The 21,397-nt window shown below is 67.2% G+C and carries 17 protein-coding genes; 7 read left to right on the top strand and 10 right to left on the bottom strand.

What is annotated here, in order from left to right; translation table 11 throughout:
* Positions 1-4: 4 nt before the first annotated feature.
* The 4 genes from AXW83_RS17095 to AXW83_RS17080 all read right to left on the bottom strand — a co-directional run bounded on the left by AXW83_RS17095 (position 5) and on the right by AXW83_RS17080 (position 4,720).
* On the bottom strand, positions 5-1,402 hold the full coding sequence (locus tag AXW83_RS17095; RefSeq protein ID WP_066615368.1) for a hypothetical protein: 1,398 nt from the start codon (positions 1,400-1,402) through the stop codon (positions 5-7).
* Between the two features lie 73 nt (positions 1,403-1,475).
* Positions 1,476-2,030, bottom strand: a complete 555-nt coding sequence (locus AXW83_RS17090; RefSeq protein ID WP_066615367.1) for a hypothetical protein — start codon at positions 2,028-2,030, stop codon at positions 1,476-1,478.
* Positions 2,027-3,583 carry a hypothetical protein gene (locus tag AXW83_RS17085; RefSeq protein ID WP_066615366.1) on the bottom strand — a complete coding sequence of 519 codons (1,557 nt, stop codon included), beginning with the start codon at positions 3,581-3,583 and terminating at the stop codon, positions 2,027-2,029. Before AXW83_RS17085 ends, AXW83_RS17090 begins: the two co-directional genes overlap by 4 nt.
* Before the next feature lie 147 nt (positions 3,584-3,730).
* On the bottom strand, positions 3,731-4,720 hold the full coding sequence (locus AXW83_RS17080) for an OmpA family protein (RefSeq protein ID WP_156640152.1): 990 nt from the start codon (positions 4,718-4,720) through the stop codon (positions 3,731-3,733).
* Between the two features lie 263 nt (positions 4,721-4,983).
* Here AXW83_RS17080 and AXW83_RS17075 point away from each other — a divergent pair, with 263 nt between their 5' ends.
* The 3 genes from AXW83_RS17075 (at position 4,984) to AXW83_RS17065 (ending at position 7,334) form a co-directional block, all read left to right on the top strand.
* Positions 4,984-5,574, top strand: coding sequence for an OmpA family protein (locus AXW83_RS17075; RefSeq protein WP_066615360.1), 591 nt, complete (start codon positions 4,984-4,986; stop codon positions 5,572-5,574).
* A gap of 56 nt (positions 5,575-5,630) precedes the next feature.
* Positions 5,631-6,563: a hypothetical protein gene (locus AXW83_RS17070; RefSeq protein WP_066615356.1), complete on the top strand. Its 933-nt coding sequence runs from the start codon at positions 5,631-5,633 to the stop codon at positions 6,561-6,563.
* A gap of 315 nt (positions 6,564-6,878) precedes the next feature.
* Positions 6,879-7,334: a Ros/MucR family transcriptional regulator gene (locus AXW83_RS17065; protein WP_066615353.1), complete on the top strand. Its 456-nt coding sequence runs from the start codon at positions 6,879-6,881 to the stop codon at positions 7,332-7,334.
* Positions 7,335-7,358: 24 nt separating this feature from the next.
* Here the strand turns inward: AXW83_RS17065 and AXW83_RS17060 are convergent, their stop codons facing one another.
* On the bottom strand, positions 7,359-8,909 hold the full coding sequence (locus AXW83_RS17060) for a phospholipase D family protein (RefSeq protein ID WP_066615350.1): 1,551 nt from the start codon (positions 8,907-8,909) through the stop codon (positions 7,359-7,361).
* A gap of 140 nt (positions 8,910-9,049) precedes the next feature.
* On the opposite strand from AXW83_RS17060, the gene AXW83_RS17055 reads away from it, so the two are divergent.
* Positions 9,050-9,886 carry an endonuclease/exonuclease/phosphatase family protein gene (locus AXW83_RS17055; protein WP_066615349.1) on the top strand — a complete coding sequence of 279 codons (837 nt, stop codon included), beginning with the start codon at positions 9,050-9,052 and terminating at the stop codon, positions 9,884-9,886.
* 62 nt (positions 9,887-9,948) lie between these two features.
* Here the strand turns inward: AXW83_RS17055 and AXW83_RS17050 are convergent, their stop codons facing one another.
* The 3 genes from AXW83_RS17050 to AXW83_RS17040 all read right to left on the bottom strand — a co-directional run bounded on the left by AXW83_RS17050 (position 9,949) and on the right by AXW83_RS17040 (position 15,400).
* Positions 9,949-13,137 (bottom strand): efflux RND transporter permease subunit, encoded by a 3,189-nt coding sequence (locus AXW83_RS17050; protein WP_066615347.1) that lies wholly within the window; start codon positions 13,135-13,137, stop codon positions 9,949-9,951.
* Between the two features lie 166 nt (positions 13,138-13,303).
* Entirely contained in the window at positions 13,304-14,515 is a 1,212-nt protein-coding gene (locus tag AXW83_RS17045) for an efflux RND transporter periplasmic adaptor subunit (RefSeq protein ID WP_066615344.1), read from the bottom strand.
* 48 nt (positions 14,516-14,563) lie between these two features.
* Positions 14,564-15,400: an alpha/beta hydrolase fold domain-containing protein gene (locus AXW83_RS17040; protein WP_066615341.1), complete on the bottom strand. Its 837-nt coding sequence runs from the start codon at positions 15,398-15,400 to the stop codon at positions 14,564-14,566.
* 124 nt (positions 15,401-15,524) lie between these two features.
* Here AXW83_RS17040 and AXW83_RS17035 point away from each other — a divergent pair, with 124 nt between their 5' ends.
* The gene (locus AXW83_RS17035) at positions 15,525-16,475 is read left to right on the top strand and encodes a LysR family transcriptional regulator (protein WP_066615337.1); all 951 of its coding nucleotides are present in this window, start codon (positions 15,525-15,527) and stop codon (positions 16,473-16,475) included.
* Positions 16,476-16,492: 17 nt separating this feature from the next.
* Here the strand turns inward: AXW83_RS17035 and AXW83_RS17030 are convergent, their stop codons facing one another.
* A complete protein-coding gene (locus AXW83_RS17030) occupies positions 16,493-17,803 on the bottom strand; it encodes an MFS transporter (protein WP_066615332.1) in 1,311 nt (436 codons plus the stop codon).
* Positions 17,804-17,848: 45 nt separating this feature from the next.
* Positions 17,849-18,223, bottom strand: a complete 375-nt coding sequence (locus AXW83_RS17025) for a MarR family winged helix-turn-helix transcriptional regulator (RefSeq protein ID WP_236841700.1) — start codon at positions 18,221-18,223, stop codon at positions 17,849-17,851.
* 226 nt (positions 18,224-18,449) lie between these two features.
* Here AXW83_RS17025 and AXW83_RS17020 point away from each other — a divergent pair, with 226 nt between their 5' ends.
* Both AXW83_RS17020 and AXW83_RS17015 read left to right on the top strand, forming a co-directional pair.
* Positions 18,450-19,583, top strand: coding sequence for an iron-containing alcohol dehydrogenase (locus tag AXW83_RS17020; protein WP_066615327.1), 1,134 nt, complete (start codon positions 18,450-18,452; stop codon positions 19,581-19,583).
* A gap of 104 nt (positions 19,584-19,687) precedes the next feature.
* Complete coding sequence (locus tag AXW83_RS17015; RefSeq protein WP_066615324.1) at positions 19,688-21,379, top strand: FAD-dependent oxidoreductase; 1,692 nt, start codon at positions 19,688-19,690, stop codon at positions 21,377-21,379.
* Positions 21,380-21,397: the final 18 nt, after the last annotated feature.

Raw genomic sequence — 21,397 nt, 5'->3', positions numbered from 1 at the left:
CGCCTCAGCGTCGCTTGATCTCGATTCGAAGTGCCTTGGGCTCGTCGATCTGGATCGTTGGCAGGGCCGCCCGCGAACCGCGTGTGCCGGCTGGGTTGAAGATGATCCGTGTGGGGCTCGACTGCGAGGGCACGCCGGCGCTGCCGGTGCCGGTCTGGAAGCGCACCTTGCTTGCGCCCAGCGGCGTGATCGCCACGCCGCAGATCTCCTGCGCGTCGATCGTGACGGCGTCGGGCGCGTCGGGCACGTCGATCGCCGTCTCGACGAAGCGCGGCCGCATTTCATAGACTTGCGCATCGCAGCTGCTGCCGGTCGGCGGCGACAGCGTCACGAGCCGCGCCAATGCCGGTCCGGCGGCAGCCGGTGGCGGAGATGTCGGGACGGGCTGGGCCGTCGTCGTCGTTACGGGCTGTTGTGAGGCCGTCGGAGGTTGTGTAACGGCGGCTGCGACCGGAGCCGGAGCCGCTGGCGGCGTCGGATCGCGCATCAGTGTCACGGCGGCGGTGGCAGCGCCCATCAGCACGACCGCCACCGTCAGCACGAGCGGGACGGACAGGCTGGATTTGCTCTGCTCGCCAAGAACCGATCGGCGCGCGCTGGTCTGGGCCGAGGAATCTGCTGCGGCTGCTGCCGGCACCGGCTCGGGCGCGGCTTTCGAAGCGTCCGTTCCTGGAGCCTCCGCCTTGGGCGGGGGCACGAAGGGTTCGAGCGCCCTGGACGGCTCGGGCGGGGTCACGACGACCGGCACGAAGACGCCGCTGCGCAGATAGAGCTCGATCGGTGCGGTAATGTCGGCAAGGGAGGAGACGATCGCGACATGGTGCGGCTGGCTGCCGAGCACTTTTGCCATGATGCCGGCGGCGCGCTCCGCCTCCTCGCCCTGCGGGATCAGGGCCAGCACCGGCGTACCGGCATGGGCGGCCTCGGCGAAGAAATGGCGCGAGCGGTCGATCTTGGTGGTGAGGTGGTATTCCTGCGCGACGATGCGGGCTTCCGAGGCGGTGTCCGCGACGGAGATGTCGATCGCGCCCGTGCCCCAGATCAGCAGCCGTGCCTCGGCCGCCTTGTGGGTGATCGCCTCGCCCTGCGCCAGTGCGCAATGGGCGGCCGTGATCGGGACCATCCAGCTCTTGCCCTGGTCGATAGCGGCCGAAGCCGCGAGGCGGTAGCTGCCCCCGTCGGGCAGTCCCAAGATCGTGCGCAGCGGCTCGCCGGGACGCAGCATGTTGCCGTATTGCGTGCTCCAGGGTTCGCAGACCTCGGAGCTTTCAGTCACGAGCACGACGCGCGAGATCGGCACGCGCGCCGACCAGGCCAGTTTCTTGAGGACGATGGGCTGGTCGGTCGTCGGCACGACGACGAAGATACCGGCACGCCGGACGCTCTGATCGGTTGACGCCATCTTCTCTCTCGACCGGCTCCGCCGTTTCATCCGCCGTCGGCGACGGGCTGACGCAGTACCGCCCCCTACAGCGCTACAGCAGATAAACGCCCGCGAGCGGGTTGGCGAGCATCAATCGCAGCAGGTCACGCTCGGCGTCCTGACGGGGCAGGTCCATGACGATATGTCCATCGACAGGGGCCGGCAGCGGCAGCCGAACGACGCCCTCGATCGAGACCACCTCGATCAGCGTCGGGGCTGCGGCGGCACCGGGAAGCATCTGGATGATCAGGGCCGGAGGCGCGTCGTCCTCCTCGACGACGTCGAGCTCGAAGCTGCCGATGCGGCGATGGGTGGCGCTGCTGTCATAGGCGGCCGCCGCCATCTCGCTCAGCGCCACCGCCTGCAGCGACAGCAGGCGGCGATAGAGCCTGCCGGCGTCCGGGTTCGTGCGGATGACGCGCTCGGCGGCGAAATTCACCGGAGCGCCGGGCTCGCGCCGCGCATGGGCCCAGAGGTCGGCCCGCGATACGGCCGGAGCCGCCGCCTCGGGTTCGAGCGTCGCCATCTCGGCCAGAACGAGCCTTGCGATGGCGCGGCCGATGCGCGGATCGTCCTCGGCCGGACCTTTCTGAGCGAAATCTGTCATTGGCGTTTCATCCGTCCGAGATAGCGCACTGCGAAGACAGCCCCGAAACGCGACGCATCGCGTTCGGCCTGTGCGGCGAGGTCCGTCGTTTCACGCAAACGCCTCTGCTGACGGACGATCCGGTGCAATGCACCCGCGACCGTCCTCAACCCGCTCTCATGCCTTGCGAAGATCAGGGCGAGTTTCGCATCCTCCATCCGAAAGCTGGCGCGGTCGTGGCGCCAGCGCTTGAGCAGTTTGGGTCCCTCGGCCGCGACCGCGTCGTTGGCCGTGCCCTTGATCGCGCCGAGCGCCCAGCCGATCAGCAGCAATTCGTCGAAGCGCCGGCACAGGGCCGCGAGACCCTCGCCGATGCCGGGATAGTCGAACGGCTCCATGCTCTGGTCGACATCGCCGCGCAGCGAGCCGACGGCGCGCCTTGTCGCCTCGACGAGACGGTTCTCCCAGGGCGCGACCGCACGCGACCGCACCAATGTCAGCGGCTGCTCATGGGCGATCGGCAGCAGCGCCAGCGCCCGCCCGACCGCCTCGCGTTCCTCCTTGTTGAGGAATTTCGGCTCGGCCGGCAAGCGCGACAATGCCAGCGAGACGCGCTCGCGCAGGCCGTCCTCATCCTGCTCATCTTCGTCTTCCGGCGGCTCGTCGTCCTCGCCGATGTCGATCTCGTCGTCATCGCCGAGCGCGGCCTGATGATCGAGCCAGGCGATCAGCGCCTCCTCGGGATTCTCCGAGGGCTGGTTACCCATCAGGGTCTCGATCGCGACCGGCGCGAGCATGTCGCGGCGGCCGACGCCGGCGCGCTCCTCGCGCAGCAAGGCACAGAAGCGCTCGGCAAAGCGCGCGAAACTCCAGGTCTCGCCGTTCTGCAAAGCGAAGCTCCAGAACGACATCAGATCGTCGGGATCGAATTCGCGGCCGCGATCGCGCCGGCCCTGCTCGTGAAGATAGGCCTCGCGCTGCCGGATCATGTCGGCGAAGGCGAGCAGCGGCAGATGCTGCCGGCGCCAGGCGCGCATGAAGCGGGCCGGCTCCTGCACCGCGCGCTTCAGGCAGTCGTCGCCGAAATCCGAATCGGAAAAGACGATGTCGAGCGCGCCGCGCAAGGCGACGAGGCCGCTTTCCGTTTTGCCCGGCGCCTCGGCGGCGAACAGGAAATCGGCAAGGCCGAGGCCGCGCCGGATTCGATTCCAGGAGAAGGTGCGAGTCTTGCCCGGTCCCATCGCCAGGGTGAGTTCGGTCGCGGAGGACTCGACCGCGACGCCGGCGAGCGTTACCGCGACGGGGCGCTCCTGCCGCAGCGGCCGAAGCAGCATCCCGGTCTCGTCGAGCATACAGGCGATCGCGGCATCGCGCGGACCCATGCCGCGGCCCGCCGTCAACGCTCCGAGCGCGAACAGCACCTGCAACATGTCCCAGAGCGGCATGTCCGCATTCTCGGAGCCGCCGCCCGTGATCGCCAGAATGAATTTCTCGGTGTCCCGCGCGGAAAATCGGCGCGACGATGCGACCTGGCTGATCTCCGCGACCCGTGCCGGGTCAATACCCCAATCCATATTCGCGTGCCCGCAACCGCCCCCCCGAGACCGCAGCGATCCCCGTGCGCCGTCTGGCGCCCGTGTCGTCGCGGCGATCTCCCTGTCAAAACAGCGTAACAACCCGGTCCGCCTCTGTCGACGGGTGGGATTGCGCGACCTCTCCCGTCAGCGCGGCCGGAAACCGCCGCGACAGTTGATGATCGGGCCGCCGCGCCAGTAGTCGTCGATGACGATGCTGGGACGCCGGCAGGCACCGTCGTCTCCGCGGTTCCATGAGCCAACCGGACCGGCAGGCGCATAGGCCAGGTTTGCCGTGCGGCGGGCGGGCTGCGCTTCAGCAGCCAGGCGGTTCGAGCGCTTGGCGCGCGGGGCCGGCACCTCGTCGTCTTCCGCCTCCGTCCGGGCGGGACGGGGGGGCGGCAAGGGCGCGCTGACGATGTCCGAGATGGAGGAAGGCGCGCCCGCTTTCGCGGTGGCGATCTCGTCGGTCGTGGCACGCACCAGCCTGGCCGCGCCGCTGTCGAGCGCGATGGCGCGCAATGTGGTCTCGCCGCAATCGCCGCAGCGGGCGGGATCGAGCGTCACGATCTCGACACGGACGCGTCCGTCATCGCCGGCAGTCCCATTCGAAACGAGGGCGGCTGCGACCAACCGCTCCGACGTGAACACGCCGCGCGCGATCCAGTCGGCGCGCAGGGCCTTTGCCCGGCGGTGGGCCAAGGCTTCGTTGCTTCCCGAAACCAGAATGGCGAAGGCTTTCGCGTTTGGAACGTCGCGCCGTAGCAGTACGCGCAGGGCGTCGAGGCCGCTGCGCGTCTCGGCCGTCAATTCGGACGAGCCGGCGGCGAAGCCGACCGTCGCCGCGATGGTCGGCGTGAGAGCCGCGTCCGGGATGTTCAGCGAAACGGTGCGCGCCGGAAATTCGAGACGCAGCCGGCGCTGGCTTTCGACAGCCCTGGCCTCGGGCTTGGCCGGCTGGGTGTCGAGGAAATCGGACGGCGGCGGGAACGAGGGCGCGGTCTGCGCCTGCGCGAAGGCAGCCGACAGGGCCAGGCCGAAGACGACGGCGGCGGCGGCCAAAGCCGGGATGGTCGCCCGCCGATTGGCAGCGACGCGATCCGAGACGGTGTGGAGAAGTTCGACGCGAACGCTCATGGGCTCATGCCTTTGCACGAAGAAGGTACGCATGATTTGGGCTGGTCTGACGGGTTTTCGCAGGCATCACGGAGCTCTCTTTATATCCGCACTACTCTGCCCCGGCGGCGGTGAATCCAGCCCGAATCATCGTCCGTGCGAAAACGTCGCTGAGCACGACAAGGCCGACCCGGAAGCAATGCTTCGACAAGGGTTTTTTGACTCATCCCGTTATTGTCGAAGTAATCATCTCATGAGATACGGGCATAAGCGGGGGAGCTGACATGATCATCGACGTGAAAGACAAGAAGATCGACTTATCCGAACGCGGAATGACTCGGCGGACGCTGGGCGGCCTTTTCGTCACGCTGCCTCTGATGGCGGCAACGCAGTCGCAGGCGCAGACCGATCAGGCGGCGACAAGCATCCTGCGCTCACTCGCGCCCCATGATCGCCGGCAGGGCGGCGGGCGCTCGGTCGCCGTCACCCGCAGGGTCAGAACTCGCGGTCGCGAGATCGAGATCGATCTCAGCCGCCGCGTCGAGATCACGGTGTTCTTCGCCAACGATTCGACCGCCCTGCGCGCCGGCGCCCAGCAGTCGCTGATGCGGCTGGCCGACGCTCTGCGCGATCCGATCCTTGCAAACGAGACCTTTCTGATCGCGGGCCATACCAACTCGGTCGGCGGTTACGACTACAATGTCGAATTGTCGGCAGCACGCGCCGATGCCGTCCGGAATTGGCTTGTCTCAGAAGGCGACATCGCCTCCAGCCGCCTCCAGGCCCACGGCTTCGGCCCCGACATGCTGCGCAACCCGCGCGATCCGGCTTCTCCGGTCAATCGTCGCGTCGAAGTCATCGCGGTCACGGGCTGATGTCCGCCCATTCGTCTGTCCTCACATTTCAACCATCGGCTCCAGGGGGCCTCGTCATGTCCATCGTCAAACATCTCTTTCTGGCTCTCGCGCTGCTGCTGTCGGCCGCGCAGGGAGCCTTCGCCCAGTCGGCCAATTCGCGCATCAACCTGCTCGTCATGTCCGACGATGCCGATCCCGACACCGTCCCGCGCAACAACCGAATCTTCAACCGGGTCCAGCTGCAGCTCTCGGAATATCTCAATACGCGCGGCTTCCAGGTCTATGACGAGACGAGCCTGGCTCTCGGCATCACCAGGACCGACCGCGTCCGCCGCCGCGACGCCGAACTGATCGAGATCGCGCGTGCCGTCTCGACGCCGGTCGACGCGATGGTCGTCTATCAGATCTATGCCTCGGCGCGCCGGGCCAATACGGTCGACATCCGTTTCCCCGAGATACGCATCGCCGGCCGCGTGCTCAATGTCCGCACCGGCCAGTTCATCGCGGCCTTCGAAGTCGGCGGGTTCCAGCTGCCGGCTCTGCCCAACCCCTGCGGCGCCGAATGCCTGCTCGAGACAGTCGGTGCGCATTCCCGCGTCATGGCGACCGATCTGGGTGCGGCGATCGCCCAGAAGCTCGAGGGCTTCTCGCGCCAGTCATCGGTGGCGGGTGCGGGCGGCGGCAAGGATGATGGCGGCAGCGCGCCGCTTGCAGTGGCCAATGCCGATGGCTGCGCCAACCTGCCGACCGATTTCGAGATCCGGCTGCGCGACTTCACGCCCTCCGAGATCAGCCGCATCGAGAGCGAGTTCGTGCGCTGGGGCTGCTACCGCACTCACCGGACGGTGACGATGAGCGACAGTTCGGCCGACTTCTTCTACAGCACCTCGTCCGATTCGGCCCGCCTGACCCGCAATTTCCGCCTGATGATGGAGCTGGTCGGCCTGAACGGCCAGGTGACCTTCACCGGCAACCGGGTCATCGTCAACAAGGTTTCGACGCGCTGAGACGGCTTTCGGAAGGCGCCGCCCTCGCAGGAGGGCGGCGCCTTTTGTGCGTTTCCGGACCGGTTGAGGGCCGTTTGAACGTTGCCGGCTTCGTTTGCCGCCGGATTTCCTAGTGACCGCGAGCGGTATCGTGCCGGGGTGTGCGCGAGGAGGCGGGATCAGCGAGTCGGGATCATCAGGGCAACCATGATCACCGTCAGGAAAGTACTTGCGATATAGGGGCTGACAAGGTTAGTCATGTCATCATGAATGCGAGGTACAGGTTGCGTTTTTGCACTGATACCCCCGATGAATGTCCAAACACTAGGAACGCAAATGTCCGGCAATAACGAAGAACTGCTCGATCTCTCGGCGATGATTGTTTCTGCCTATGTCGCGAATAATAATGTCGCGCGCGGAGACCTCGCCGGGTTGATCGCAAGCACATATGCTACCTTGGGTGGGCTCGGCGAGGCGCCTGCGCCAGCGCCTGCCGCACCGCTCGTTCCCGCCGTGTCGATCCGGAAGTCGGTGACCGCCGACGCCATCATCTGCCTCGAAGACGGTAAGTCGTTCAAATCGCTGAAGCGTCATTTGAGCAGCAAGTTCAACATGACGCCGGAGCAGTACCGCACCAAATGGGGCCTGCCGGCCGATTACCCGATGGTTGCGCCCGCCTACGCCGAAGCACGTTCGGCCCTGGCCAAGTCGATGGGCCTCGGCCGCAAGGCTGCCGCAGTTCCGGTTCCGGCCAAGCCCAAGCGTGGCGCGAAGGCGAAAGAGACGGCCTGAGCCTTTGCGCCCGACAGGTCCGGGTCATAGCTGCGACTCGATCGGCAGGAGGCGGATGGCGAAGGCCGCCAGCCGCCGTCCCGGACTCGCGTCCGGTTCGGCATGGTTCGGCTGGCTCGCTTCCGGGTCGCCGCTCCAGACGATGCGATCGTCCGCCACGCTAAGCTGCCAGGCGTTCGCGGCAGCCGTCTGTCGCAGGATGACGGCCCGGACCTGATCGACGAGGCCCGGGTCCGAAAAGAACACGCCCATTTCCGTGTTGAGCGAGGCCGATCTCGGGTCGAAGTTGAACGACCCGATGAAGCCTGTGCGGCGATCGATCGTGAAGGCCTTCGCGTGCAGGCTTGCGCCGCGCGAGCCGAACAGGGACGCGCCCTCGCGCAGGGCGATCGGGCGTAGCTCGAACAAACTTATGCCGCTTCGCAGCAGGCTCTTGCGGTACGAGGCATAGGCGCCGTGCACGGCGATGACATCGGTGGCGGCCAGGGAATTCGTCAGGACCTGGACCTTTGCGCCGCGGGCCGTAAGCCGCCGCAGCGCCGCCACGCCTCTCTCGCCGGGAATGAAGTAGGGCGAGACGATGCTGAGTTCGCTGCGGGCGGCCGCGATCGTCCGGTAGATCGTGGTGGCGAGACGACTGGCTCCGGCTATCGCCATCGCCTTCTCAGGGTGATCCGAGACGACCTCGACGTCGGAGACCCAATCGAGGCGTCCGACCAGGGCGGCGAGTTCAGCAGGGGCCTTCATCGCGACAAGGCGCTGCCGATAGAGATCGGCAACCTCGGGCCGTGGAGGCACCGACGGCCCGACAGGCTTGTGCCGCAGCCGGCGCGCGATCGGCCGGCTCAGCGCGTTGATCGGGATCGCAGCGGCGCTGTTCCAGAAATCGTCGAAGATGGTCTGCGTCGCCGGCAGGGCGGCGCCGACGAAGAGCAGGTCCATGTCGTGGAAATTCATCGCGTGGGATGCATCGAAATAGGCATCGCCGATGTTCCGGCCGCCGACGATGGCAAGCCGCCCGTCGGCGATCCAGGCCTTGTTGTGCATCCGCCGCGTCGTGCGGAAGGCGCGCAGCGCGAGCTCGAGTCCGCGCCGCAGGCCGCTGGAGCGGTTGCGACTGGGGTTGAACAGCCGGACCTCGATGTTGCGATGGCTGTCCAGCCTGAGATAGGCCGAATCATTGCCGCGCGTGTTGATGTCGTCGATCAGCAGCCGAACCCGCACGCCGCGATCGGCAGCTGCGACGACCTCCCTTGCGAGGAGATCCCCGGTCAGGTCCTCGAGCCAGTAATAATATTGCAGGTCGAGACTGCGGCCCGCCGTGCGGGCGGCCAGCACGCGCATCTCGAAGGCCTGCAGGTTTTCGGCGAGCAGCAATAGGCCCGACCGACCGTCCTTCTCATGCAGAAGAGGGGCGATGGCGCGATCCAGCGGCGTCGCATCGTCACAGACCGGCAAGGCATGGGACGGCCTTGCCTCTGCGCGCCGGGCGAAGCGTCCGTAGGAGGAAAACGCCGCCAGCGCAGCGAGGGCCGTGACAACCAGGCCGACGACCAGAATTTCGATGACAGGCATTCCAATAACCGCCGCAACCTATCCCCGGCACAACTCATGCAGGGCACATTCGTTCGACCTTACACGAACCGTTACATCGTTCGGGCATTGATCAAGGCGGACCCCGCCTGCCGCCGCCTGAAGCCTCTGGGACTGTGTTGATGCACGATGCCGACCCTCGCGACCTGCGCCGCTCCCGGCGGCTGCGTCCACCGCAGATTTCGAGCTGGAGCAGGGACCATTCGGTCGATACGCGGTCGGGGCGGCCGCCGGCTGCCGGTGATCTGCTGATCGCCTCCTACAACATCCACAAGGCGGTCGGGCGCGACCGGCGCTTCGATCCGGAACGTATCGTCGGGGTGATCGAGCAGATCGGGGCCGACGTCATCGCCCTGCAGGAGGCCGACCAGCGCTTCGGCGACAAAGCGGGACTGCTGGATCTGGCGCTGCTGCAGCGCCGGACGGGCTTGCAGCCCGTGCCGGTGCAGAGCCCATGGCAGGGCCATGGCTGGCACGGCAATGTCGTGCTGTTCCGCAACGGCATCGTCACGGCCAGCCGGCAGCTCGTCCTGCCCGGCGTCGAGCCGCGCGGCGCGCTGATCGTCGACCTGACGATCGGCAATACCAGTATCCGCATCGTCGCCGCGCATCTGGGGTTGCTGCGGCGCTCGCGCTCGCGGCAGGTGGAGGTGCTGATCAATGCATCGAAGCCGACCGATGGCCGGCCGATCTTCCTGATGGGAGATCTCAACGAATGGCGCCTGGGCAAGAAATCGTCGCTGCATGGGCTCGCGCCGAAGTTCGGGCCGCTGCAGGCTGCGATTCCCAGCTTCCCGGCCCGTTTCCCGCTCTGGGCGCTCGACCGGATCGTGGCCTATCCGGCCGACAGCATTGCGCGGGTGGAACTGCACGACACGCCATTGTCGCGCATCGCCTCCGACCATCTCCCTATCAAGGCGGTGATCAACCTGCCGGGCGGAGCGCGCCACGCGCATTGAGAGTGGGAGTTTTGTCAAAAGAAAACGGCGGCCCCGTCGGGCCGCCGTCGATGTTTCGCCGATCAAGCCGCCTTCGGCTGCGGGTGGGCAACCGGTTCCTCGGCCGCGATCGTCCGGAGCGGCCGGTTGCCGGTCAGCGCCCGCATCAGGACGTAGAAGACCGGCGTCAGGAAGATGCCGAAGGCGGTGACGCCGATCATGCCGGCAAAGACCGCGACGCCCATGGCGTGGCGCATTTCCGCACCTGCGCCTGTGGACACGACCAGCGGGACCACGCCCATGATGAAGGCGAGCGAGGTCATCAGGATCGGACGCAGACGCAGGCGGCTGGCCTCGATCGCGGCCTGGACCGGCGTCTTGCCCTCGAATTCGAGTTCGCGGGCGAATTCGACGATCAAGATCGCGTTCTTGGCCGACAATCCCACCAGCACCACCAGACCGATCTGGGTGAAGACGTTGTTGTCGCCGGCCGTCAGCCAGACGCCCGTCATGGCGGCGAGCAGGCCCATCGGGATGATCATGATGATTGCGATCGGCAGGGTCAGGCTTTCATACTGCGCCGCGAGCACGAGGAAGACGAGCAGGATGGCGATCGGGAAGACCAGCATGGCTGAGTTGCCGGCGAGGATCTCCTGATAGGTCAGCTCGGTCCACTCGAAGGCGAAGCCCTTGGGCAGGGTTTCGGCCGCGATACGCTCGACCGCCGCCTGGGCTTGTCCCGACGAGTAGCCCGGGGCGGGGCCGGCGTTGATGTCGGACGCCAGGAAGCCGTTATAACGCATCGCCCGTTCCGGGCCGGCATCGGCACGCACGTTCAGCACGGCGCTGAGCGGCACCATCTCGCCCGAGGACGAGCGTACGCGCAGCTTGCCGATCTGCTCCGGATAGGCGCGGAAGGCAGCGTCGGCCTGGGCGCGGACGGTGTAGGTCCGGCCGAACTTGTTGAAGTCGTTGACATAGGACGAGCCCAGATAGATCTGCAGCGTGTCGAAGACGTCCGTCACTGCGACGCCGAGCTGGCGCGCCTTGGTGCGGTCGATATCGGCATAGAGCTGCGGAACATTGACCTGGAAGCTCGAGAACATGCCGGCGATCTCGGGCGCGGTCGCGGCCTTGGCCATGAAGGCCTTGGTCGCTTCGTCGAGCGCCTTGTAGCCGAGGCCGGCGCGGTCCTCGATCTGCAGCTTGAAGCCGCCGATGGTGCCGAGACCCTGGACGGGCGGCGGCGGGAACATCGCGATGAAGGCCTCCTTGATCGAGGCGAACTGGCCGTTGAGCTGCATCGCGATCGCGGCTCCGCCCAAGGACGGGTCCTTGCGCTCCTCGAATGGCTTCAGCGTCACGAAGACGATGCCGGCATTCGAGGAGTTGGTGAAGCCGTTGATCGAGAGGCCGGGGAAGGCGACCGCGCTCTGGACGCCGGGATGCTTCAGGGCGATCTCGCCCATCTTGCGGATGACGTCCTCTGTGCGGTCGAGCGTGGCGGCGTCGGGCAGCTGCGCGAAGCCGACGAGGTACTGCTTGTCCTGTCCGGGCACGAAGCCGCCCGGCACCGTGCGGAAGAGCACGGCGGTGAGGCCGACCAGCACCAGATAGACCGCCATCATCACCGCCTTGCGCGAGAGGATGCGGCGCACGCCGTTGCCATAAGCCTGCGACGAGCGGTTGAAGAAGCGGTTGAAGCCGCGGAAGAACCAGCCGAGCGTTGCGTCCATGAACCGCGTCAGCGCGTCCTTGGGCGCGTGGTGCGAGCGCAGCAGCAGGGCTGCCAGCGCCGGCGAGAGCGTCAGCGAGTTCACCGCCGAGATCACGGTTGAGATCGCGATGGTGAGCGCGAACTGGCGGTAGAACTGGCCGGTCAGGCCGCTGATGAAGGCGAGCGGCACGAACACCGCCACCAGCACGAGTGCGATCGCGATGATCGGGCCGGAGACCTCGCGCATCGCCTTGTAGGTCGCCTCGCGCGGCTCCAGACCCTGCTCGATGTTGCGCTCGACGTTCTCGACCACGACGATGGCGTCGTCGACGACGATGCCGATGGCGAGCACGAGGCCGAAGAGGCTGAGCGCATTGATCGAGAAGCCGAAGAGATGCATCACCGCGAAGGTGCCGACGACCGAGACCGGGACGGCAACGAGCGGGATGATCGAGGCGCGCCAGGTCTGCAGGAAGACGATGACGACGAGCACGACGAGCGCGATCGCCTCCAGCAGTGTGGTGATGACGGCCTTGATCGAGGCGCGCACGAACTGCGTGGTGTCGTAGACGATCGAGTAGTCCACGCCCTCGGGCATGTTCTGCTTGATCTCCTCCATCGTGGTGCGGACCTGGTCGGCGATGGTGATGGCGTTCGAGCCCGGCGCCTGGAAGACGGGCACGGCGACGGCGGGCTTATTGTCCAGCAGCGAACGCAAGGCATAATCGGCCGCGCCGAGTTCGATGCGGGCGATGTCGCGCAGCCGCGTCACGGCGCCAGACGGGCTTGTCTTGACGATGATCTCGCCGAACTCCTCCTCGTTCTGGAGGCGTCCTTGCGCGTTGACGGAGAGCTGCAGGTCAAGGCCCGCCGCGCTGGGCGAAGCGCCGACGACGCCGGCCGCAGCCTGGACGTTCTGGGCGCGGATCTCGCGCACGACATCCGCAGGCGACAGGCCGTGCTCGGCGACCTTCTGCGGGTCGAGCCAGACGCGCAGCGAATAATCGCCCGAGCCGAAGAGCTGGACCTGGCCGACGCCGTCGATGCGCGCCAGCCGGTCCTTGACGTTCAGGACGGCGTAATTGCGCAGATAGGTCATGTCGTAGCGGTTGCTGGGCGAGGTGATGTGCACGACGAGCATCAGATCGGGCGATGACTTGATCGTGGTCACGCCGAGACGGCGGACCTCCTCGGGCAGGCGCGGCTCGGCCTGGCTGACGCGGTTCTGGACGAGCTGCTGCGCCTTGTCGGCGTCGGTGCCGAGCTTGAAGGTGACGGTCAGCGTCATGACGCCGTCGGTCGTCGCCTGGCTCGACATGTAGAGCATGTTCTCGACGCCGTTGATCTGCTCCTCGATCGGCGTCGCCACAGTCTCGGCGATGACCCGGGGATTGGCGCCGGGATATTGCGCCCGCACGACGACGGAGGGCGGCACGACCTCGGGATATTCCGAGATCGGCAGGATGCGCAGCGAGATCAGGCCCGCGAGCAGGATCAGGACGGAGAGGACGCCGGCGAAGATCGGCCGGTCGATGAAGAATTTGGACAGGTTCATGGCACGCCCCCCTTTGGAGCGGATGTTTTTGTGACGAAACGTGCCGTCATCCCGGGCGACCGAAGGGAGACCCGGGATCCATGCCGGAACGGTTCAGACATGGATCCCGGCTCTGCGCTGCTGCGCAGCTTCGGCCGGGATGACGGCGTTTCCTGTGGTGATCGTCCTAGCGCTGGGCGATCTCGGTCTTGGCGTTGCGCCCGCGCAGCTCGGACTTCTCCGCCATCGGCACGGATTCGGGCGCGACGGTCGCGCCGGGACGGATGCGCTGCAGGCCGTTGACGACGATGCGCTCGCCCTGGGTCAGACCGCCGGTGACGATCCGGAGGCCGTCATTCGAGGCGCCGAGCGTGACCTGGCGATAGGTCGCCTTGTTGTCGGCGCCAACGACGAAGACGAATTTCTTGTCCTGGTCGGTGCCGACGGCGCGTTCGTTGATCACGAGTGCCGGCTCGGCGCGAGCCTGGCCCATCTGGACCCTGACGAACTGGCCGGGCATCAGCCTGCCGCCGGGATTGTCCACGATGGCGCGGACCCGCACCGTGCCGCTGGCGGCATCGATGCCGTTGTCGACGAAGCGCAGCCTGCCGGTGAAGGTCGCACCCTCGCTGGTCGCTGTCGCGATCTTGACCGGAATCTGTTCGAGCGAGCGGTCGTTCTGCGGCAGGGAGGCCAGCGCGTCGAGTACGGTGCGCTCGTCGGCATTGAAGGCGGCGTAGATCGGATCGACCGAAAGCAGCGTCGTCATCACCGGTGCGCCGGCGCCGGCCGCGACGAGATTGCCGATGGTGACGTCGAGCCGGCCGATTCGGCCGCCGATCGGCGCGCGGATCTGGGTGTAGTCGAGGTTGAGCCTCGCCGTCCGCTGCGCAGCCTCGGCGGCGCGCAGATTGGCCTGCGCCTCGCGCAGCGCGTTGTAGCGCGTGTCGAGGTCGCGCTGCGAGACGTTGCGGCTCGCCATCAGCTGCTGGCCGCGCTCGTTTTCGCCCGCTGCCAAGGCGACGCGTGCTTCGGCGGCGACGACCTGCGCCTGCGTCCGCTCAAATTCGGCGAGATAGGGTGCCTGGTCGATGCTGATCAGCAGGTCGCCCTGCTTGACCAGGCTGCCCTCGCGAAAGTGCACGGCCTCGACCACGCCGGAGACGCGCGAGCGCAGTTCGACGCGCTCGATCGCCTCCAGGCGGCCGGAGAATTCGGCCCAGGCGACGAGATCGCGCTGCTCGACAGTGGCGACCGAGACAGGCGTCGCTGGCGGTGCGGCAGGGGTCGCTTCGCCCTGGGCGCGGTTGCCGGCGACAGTGAAGGTGATGATGGCCGCGAGCGAGACGCTGGCGGCAAGCCCGCCCAAAAGGCCACGACGGTTCGTTCCCTGAATCATGGGTTCATTCCTTGCTGGAGATAGAGGTTCGGTGTGGGTCGGCGCCGGTCAGGGCGGTGCGGTCAGGGCATAGAACTCGATGACATGGTTGCAGGCCTTGCAGAGGCAGGAGCCCTCGACAGGCGCTCCCGCATAGGCATCGGGCCATTGCGTCGGGCCAGTCTGCACATGGTGGCGGACGGTCACACCCGCTTCCTGCAGGCGCCGAGCATAATCGGCCGCCTCGTCGCGCAGAGGATCGTCCTGCGACGAGATCAGAAGGGCCGGCGCGAGGCCGGCCAGCCGGGACGCATTCAGTGGGGCGGCGTAAGGATGGGCGGCCTTGTCGGGCGTGCCGAGATAGTCGGCCCAGCCATCGGCCCAGCGGCAGCCCACAGGGCCGGCCTCTGCCGCCCGCAGCGAATAGGTGCCGAGGCAGGCATCGAGCATGGGTGAGAACAGGATCTGGCCGGCGAGCGCGGGACCGCGCCGGTCGCGCGCCATCATGGCGAGCGCGGCGGCGAGGTTGCCGCCGGCCTCCTCGCCCGCCACATAAAGCGGCGCGTGCTTCGACACGAAGCGGGCGCGGCTCTTGTCGAGGGTGCGCAGTGCGGCATAGGCGGCTTCCAGCGCTTCGGGAAAGCGGTGATCAGGCGCCAGCGGATAATCGAGCGAGACGACGACGGCGCCGGCCTCGGCCAGCGCGGTCGCCACCGCCTCGCCCTCACCGAGCGAGCCGCTGCTGAAGGCGCCGCCATGGAGATGCAGGACGAGCCCGGCATCGGGATGAATCTCGGCCGGGGCATAGAGTCTGGTGGCGAGTTGGTCCGATCCTGCGGCAATCGTCTCCTGACGCCAGAAGACGGCGCGCCGGATACGAGGTTGCGGATGGACGGCGGGAGACATTTGGAGCGACCATTTGTGTTGCGTTGCAGCGTGATTTAAGTGATCATGTCTCGGCAATAAATGACTTGTTTGCTCATTCATTATTTCTGCAGGGAAACAATGACGGGTCTGTGAGGAGGCGGAGATGGATCAGCTCAGCGCGATGCGGGCCTTCGTCAGGGTGGTCGAGGCGGGAACATTCACCCGCGCCGCGGACCTGCTCGACGTGCCCAAGCCGACGGTGACGAAGCAGATCCAGCAGCTCGAGGCGCATCTGCGCGCCAAGCTTTTGAACCGCACGACGCGGCGCGTGACGGTGACGATGGACGGCGCGGCCTATTACGAGCGGGCGCTGCGCGTCCTGAATGATGTCGACGAGCTCGATTCAAGCATGGCGCTGTCGCAGGCGCGGCCGGGCGGCAGGCTTCGCGTCGATTGCAGCACATCGCTGGCCATGGCGGTCATCATTCCGGCCCTGCCGGCGTTCCATGCGCGCTATCCCGAAATCCAGATCGATCTCGGCCTGAGCGACCGGCCGGCCGATCTGTTGGCCGAGAATCTCGACTGCGCCATCCGGGCCGGCGAGATTCAGGACCAGAGCCTGATCGCGCGGCGCATCGGGGAAATGTACCTGCTCACCTGCGCGACGCCCGACTATCTCGCGCATCATGGTATCCCGCAGCACCCCAAAGACCTCGAGACCGGCCATACCGTCGTCGGGTATCGGCTCGCCGGCACCAGCCGCGCGATGCCCTATACCTATGTCAACGACAAGGAGACGGTCGAGGTCCAGGGCGAGTATATCGTCTCGCTGAACGAGGGGATGGGCTATGTCGCCGCCGCGCTGGCGGGCCTCGGCGTCATCCAGGTGCCGACCTTCATGGCGCAGGAGCATATCGCAGCCGGCAGGCTCGTGCCGCTGCTGACGGGCTGGTGCTCGGCGCCCAAGCCCCTGCACATCGTCTATCCGCCCAATCGCCATCTCAGCAACAAGGTCCGCGTCTTCGTCGACTGGCTTGCCGAACTCTTCGCCAGGGACGACCTGATCCAGCGTCGCTCCAGCCTGCCCCATGCCGAGGCCTGCGCGGCCGGCTGATCCCCGGTTCGGTCCTGTCAGGCCGTCTTGAGACGGGGCATCGCTGTGCCGCGCAAGGTCACGACCGCGGCCGAGGCGAACAGACAGAGCGCGCCGGCGATGAAGAAGGCCGGCAGGTAGCTTTCATAGACGGTCCGGCTGAAGCCGGCGCCATAGGCGGCGAAGGCGGCGCCGAGCTGGTGCCCGGCGAAGATCCAGCCGAAGACGAGGTTGGCCTTGTCGCCGAAACGATCGGCCGCGATCTTGATCGTCGGCGGCACGGTCGCGACCCAGTCCAGCCCGTAGAAGACGGCAAAGAGCGACAGGCCATAGAAGGTGAAATCGGTGAAAGGCAGATAAAGCAGCGAAAGGCCGCGCAGCCCGTAATACCAGAACAGCAGCCAGCGGCTGTCGTAGCGGTCGGAAAGCCAACCGGAGCCGACCGTTCCGGCGAAGTCGAAGATGCCGATGATCGCCAAAACGCCTGCCGCGGTCGTCGCCGCCATGCCGTAATCGCCGCAGAGCGAGATGAAATGCGTTTGGACGAGGCCATTGGTGCTGGCGCCGCAGACGAAGAAGGTCCCGAACAGAACCCAGAAGGTGTGGGTGCGCGAGGCTTCCCTGAGCGCGACCAGCGGCGACATCAGCATCGCGCCGAAGCCGGCGACCTGGGCCGGAGCCGGCACGATCGTGTCGGTGCCGTAGGGGGCGAGCCCGATATCGGACGGACGGTCGCGCATCAGCGCCAGAACGGCGACGAAGGCGACGACCAGCATGACGAGGACGAGGATCAAGGCCTGCCGCCAGCCGACGCTCTCGGTCAGGCTCGCCAGCAGAGGCAGGAAGACGAGCTGCCCCGTCGCGGTGCTCGCGGTCAGCAGCCCCAGCACGAGGCCACGGCGCTGCGCAAACCAGCGCGTCGCGACGGTGGCGCCGAGCACCATCGCGGTCAGGCCCGTGCCCAGGCCGACGACGATGCCCCATAGCAGGACGAGGTGCCAGAGCTTGGTCATGAAAAAGGAGCCGAGGATGCCGGCGGCGATCAGGGCAAGCGCAACGCTCGCGACCCTGCGGACGCCGAAACGGTTCATGAAGGCGGCCGCGAACGGCCCCATCAATCCAAACAGCATCAGCCGGACGGCCAGGGCCGAGGAGATGTCGGCTGTCGCCCAGCCGAATTCGCGCTGCAGCGGCGCGATCAGCACGCCGGGTGCCCCGACCGCGCCGGCCGTCACCAGCATGGTCAGGAAGGTGACGGCGGCGATGACCCAGCCGTAATGGACGCCGCGACGCGCCAGCAGCCTGACCGCGGATGACGAGGGGGAGGGGGTATCGGTCGATGCTGTCATGACGGCGTCCTGTTGCGGGTAGATGCCCGCATCACGTTAAAGAGATTAGATCCGGCTTAGGGTTTCGCGCAGGGCTTGGGCGGTGTCCGTTCCAAGGCGGGTCTCGAAGGCAGCCTGTTCGGTCTGCCAGAGCGGCACCGCCTCGGCGAGTACCGTATGGCCGGCCTCGGTCAGTGTAACGTTGGCCTCGCGCTGGTCTTCGCCCCGGCCGAGCTTCACCAGCCCGAGCCGTTCGACCACGCGGACATTGCGCCCGACGGTCGAGCGATCGAGTTCCAGGCGCCGGCCGATCTCGGTCAGCGTCACCGGCTCATTCCGCGAGATCGTTCGCAGCAGGCTGTATTGCGCGGTGTTGATCCCGAGCGGCGCCAGCATTTCGTCATAGCCCGCCGTCAGCCGCCGGGCGGCAGAACGGAGCATGGCGGAGTAGCAGGCGATTTTCATAATTGCGGGTATATGCCCTCATCTGCCGTTTGCCAAGGGGTCTATGCGCCGGCCTTGCCGTCGCCAGGGATTGCGCGAGTGGACGGCGTCCGAACCGCATGGCAATGCCAGACGGCAGGTAAGGCCAGCACGTCCATGACCGGGGATGCGTCAGCGTCCGGTGATGGGCAGGACGTGGCCGCCGATCGAAGGAGGATGCGCCATGGCCCTGATGACCTATCTGACCACCGTGAAGTTCGGCTTCGGCGAGATCGCCGGCATCGAGGCCGATCTCGCCGGACTCGGCATCAAAAGGCCGCTGATCATCGCCGACAAGGGCGTCGTCGCGGTCGGGCTGATCGCGGGGGTGCAGGCGCAGTCCGCGACCCTGCAGGCGGCGCCCGTCTTCGACGCGACGCCGACCAATCCGACCGAGGAGGCTGTCGAGGCCGCGCTCATTCTGTATCGCCAACACGCTTGCGACGGCCTCGTCGCGATCGGCGGGGGCTCGCCGATCGATCTCGCCAAGGGCGTCGCTTTGCTCGCGACCCATGCCGGGCCGCTCGAAACCTATGCCGCGATCCTGGGCGGCATCCCCAGGGTGACGGCGGCCGTCGCGCCGGTCATCGCCGTGCCCACGACCTCGGGCACCGGCAGCGAGGTCGGCCGCGCCGCGCTGATCACACTCAGGGACGGCCGCAAGCTCGGCTTCATCTCGCCGCATCTGATCCCGCGCCTGGCGATCTGCGACCCCGAGCTGACGCTGGGCCTGCCAGCCTGGCTCACCGCCGCGACGGGGATGGATGCGGTCACCCACTGCATCGAGACCTATCTCAGCCCGCGCGAGAACCCGCCCGCCGAGGCGATCGCGCTCGACGGGCTCAAGCGCGCCGCAGCCTTCATCGAACGTGCGGTGAAGGACGGCGGCGATCGCGAAGCCCGCAAGGAGATGATGATGGCGGCCCTGCAGGGAGGGCTGACCTTCCAGAAGGGGCTCGGCGCCGTGCATGCGCTGTCGCACCCACTCGGCGGGCTGAAGCAGGTCTCGCTGCATCACGGCACCTTGAACGCGGTGCTGCTGCCGGCCGTGCTGCGCTTCAATGCGCCCGGAGCCGAAGTCAAATACGCCGAGATTCGCCGCACGCTCGGATTGGCGGCCGATACCGACCTCGCCGACTGGATCGCCGGCCTGGTCGCACGCCTGGACATGCCCAACAGCCTCTCCGCGATGGGAGTGCCGCGCGACGTCATCCCCGCCATCGCCGAAGCCGCCGTGCAGGATCATTCCAGCGCGACCAACCCGCGCGCGGCCAGCGCCGCCGATTATGCCGCGATGCTGGAAGCTTCGTTCGGCTGAGCCCGCTCGCTACGACGATCCTGGTCGGGGATGCCGTTTGCATCCGGCCGGCCGGCACGGAACAATGGCCTTTCGATCATCGCGGATAAAGCAGCAGTTTGGATATGAGCCTCATCGACAGCCGTCGCCACCAGATATTTCCCGTGCTCGATGCGGGTCAGGTCGCCACGGCCCGGCGCTTCGCCAGCGGTCCCGAGCGTCGCTTCGCAAGCGGGGAGCTCGTCTACGATGTCGGCGAGCGCAATGCGTCGGCCTGGCTCGTGCTGGACGGCTCGATCGCGGTCGTGCGGCGGGACGGGCTCGGCCATGAGGAGCCGATCACCGTCCATTCCGCGGGCCAGTTCAGCGGCGAGGTCAGCCAGCTTGCCGGACGGGGTTCGCTCGCGGCCGGCCGTGCCGGCCCCGAGGGTTGTCTCGCTGTTCCGCTCGACGCGGCGCATCTGCGCGCGCTGATCATCGGCTCCGCCGATCTCGGCGAGATCATCATGCGGGCGCTGATCCTGCGCCGTGTCGGGCTGATCGAGGGCGGTGCCGCCGGCTCCGTTCTGGTCGGGCGTCCAGGCGAAAGCGGGCTCGTGCGGCTGCAGGGCTTTTTGGGGCGCAACGGCTATCCCTATACGACGCTGGATGCGAGCAAGGACGAGGAAGGTCGCGCCCTCGTCGAGCGGCTCGGCATCCAGCCCGACGACCTGCCGCTCATGGTCTGCCCGACGGGAACGGTGTTGAAGCACCCGACCAATGCGGAGGCCGGTCTCTGTCTGGGCCTCATGCCGGACCTCGACCCGGGCAAGGTCTATGACGTCGCGGTGGTCGGAGCCGGCCCGGCTGGTCTTGCCACGGCAGTCTATGCCGCGTCCGAGGGCCTGAGCGTTCTGGTGCTGGACCAGCGGGCGACCGGAGGGCAGGCGGGGGCGTCGGCACGGATCGAGAACTATCTCGGCTTCCCGACCGGTATCTCGGGCCAGGCGCTGGCCGGCCGTGCCTCGACGCAGGCCCTGAAGTTCGGTGCGGAGCTGGCTATACCGCTGGAGGTGACGCGGCTCGACTGCGAAGCCGACGCTGCGTCCGGTGGCGATCCCCTGCGGCTTGCCCTGTCCGACGGACAGACCATGCAGGCGACCACCGTCGTGATCGCTTCGGGCGCCCGCTATCGCCGTCCCGACATCGCCAATCTCGCGACCTTCGAAGGCTCGGGCGTGTCCTACTGGGCCTCGCCCGTCGAGGCCAGGCTTTGCCAGGGCGAGGAGGTCGCACTGGTGGGCGGCGGCAATTCGGCCGGGCAGGCGGTCGTGTTCCTGGCCCCCAAGGTGAAGCGGCTGCACCTGATCATCCGTGGCAAGGGGCTGGAGGCCTCGATGTCGCGTTATCTGATCGATCGCATCGCCGCGCTGCCCAATGTCGAGATTCACACCGGGACGGAAATCACGGCTCTGGAGGGCGACAAGACAACGGGGCTCAGCGGAGCGGTCTTGCTGAACCGCGCGACGGGCGAGACCTGCCGGCGCGCGCTGCATCACGTCTTTCTGTTCGTCGGCGCGGACCCGAATGCTGAATGGCTTGCCGGCTGCGTCGCCGTGGACAAGGGTGGCTTCGTCGTCACCGGGGCTGCTCCGGCAGGATCAGGGTCGCGGGTTGTCCAGCCCCTCGAAACCGACCGCGCAGGCGTCTTCGCGATCGGGGACGTCAGGGCCGGCTCGACCAAGCGCGTCGCTGCCGCCGTCGGAGAGGGAGCGGCCGTCGTCGCGCAGATCCATGCCTATCTCGCCGCCCGGCATCACGGCGTTCCGCGTTCGTGAGGGTGCTCGACACCCCGG

The organism is Bosea sp. PAMC 26642 (genome assembly GCF_001562255.1).
Taxonomy (GTDB): Bacteria; Pseudomonadota; Alphaproteobacteria; order Rhizobiales; family Beijerinckiaceae; genus Allobosea.
This window is presented reverse-complemented; position numbering and strand designations above follow the sequence as displayed.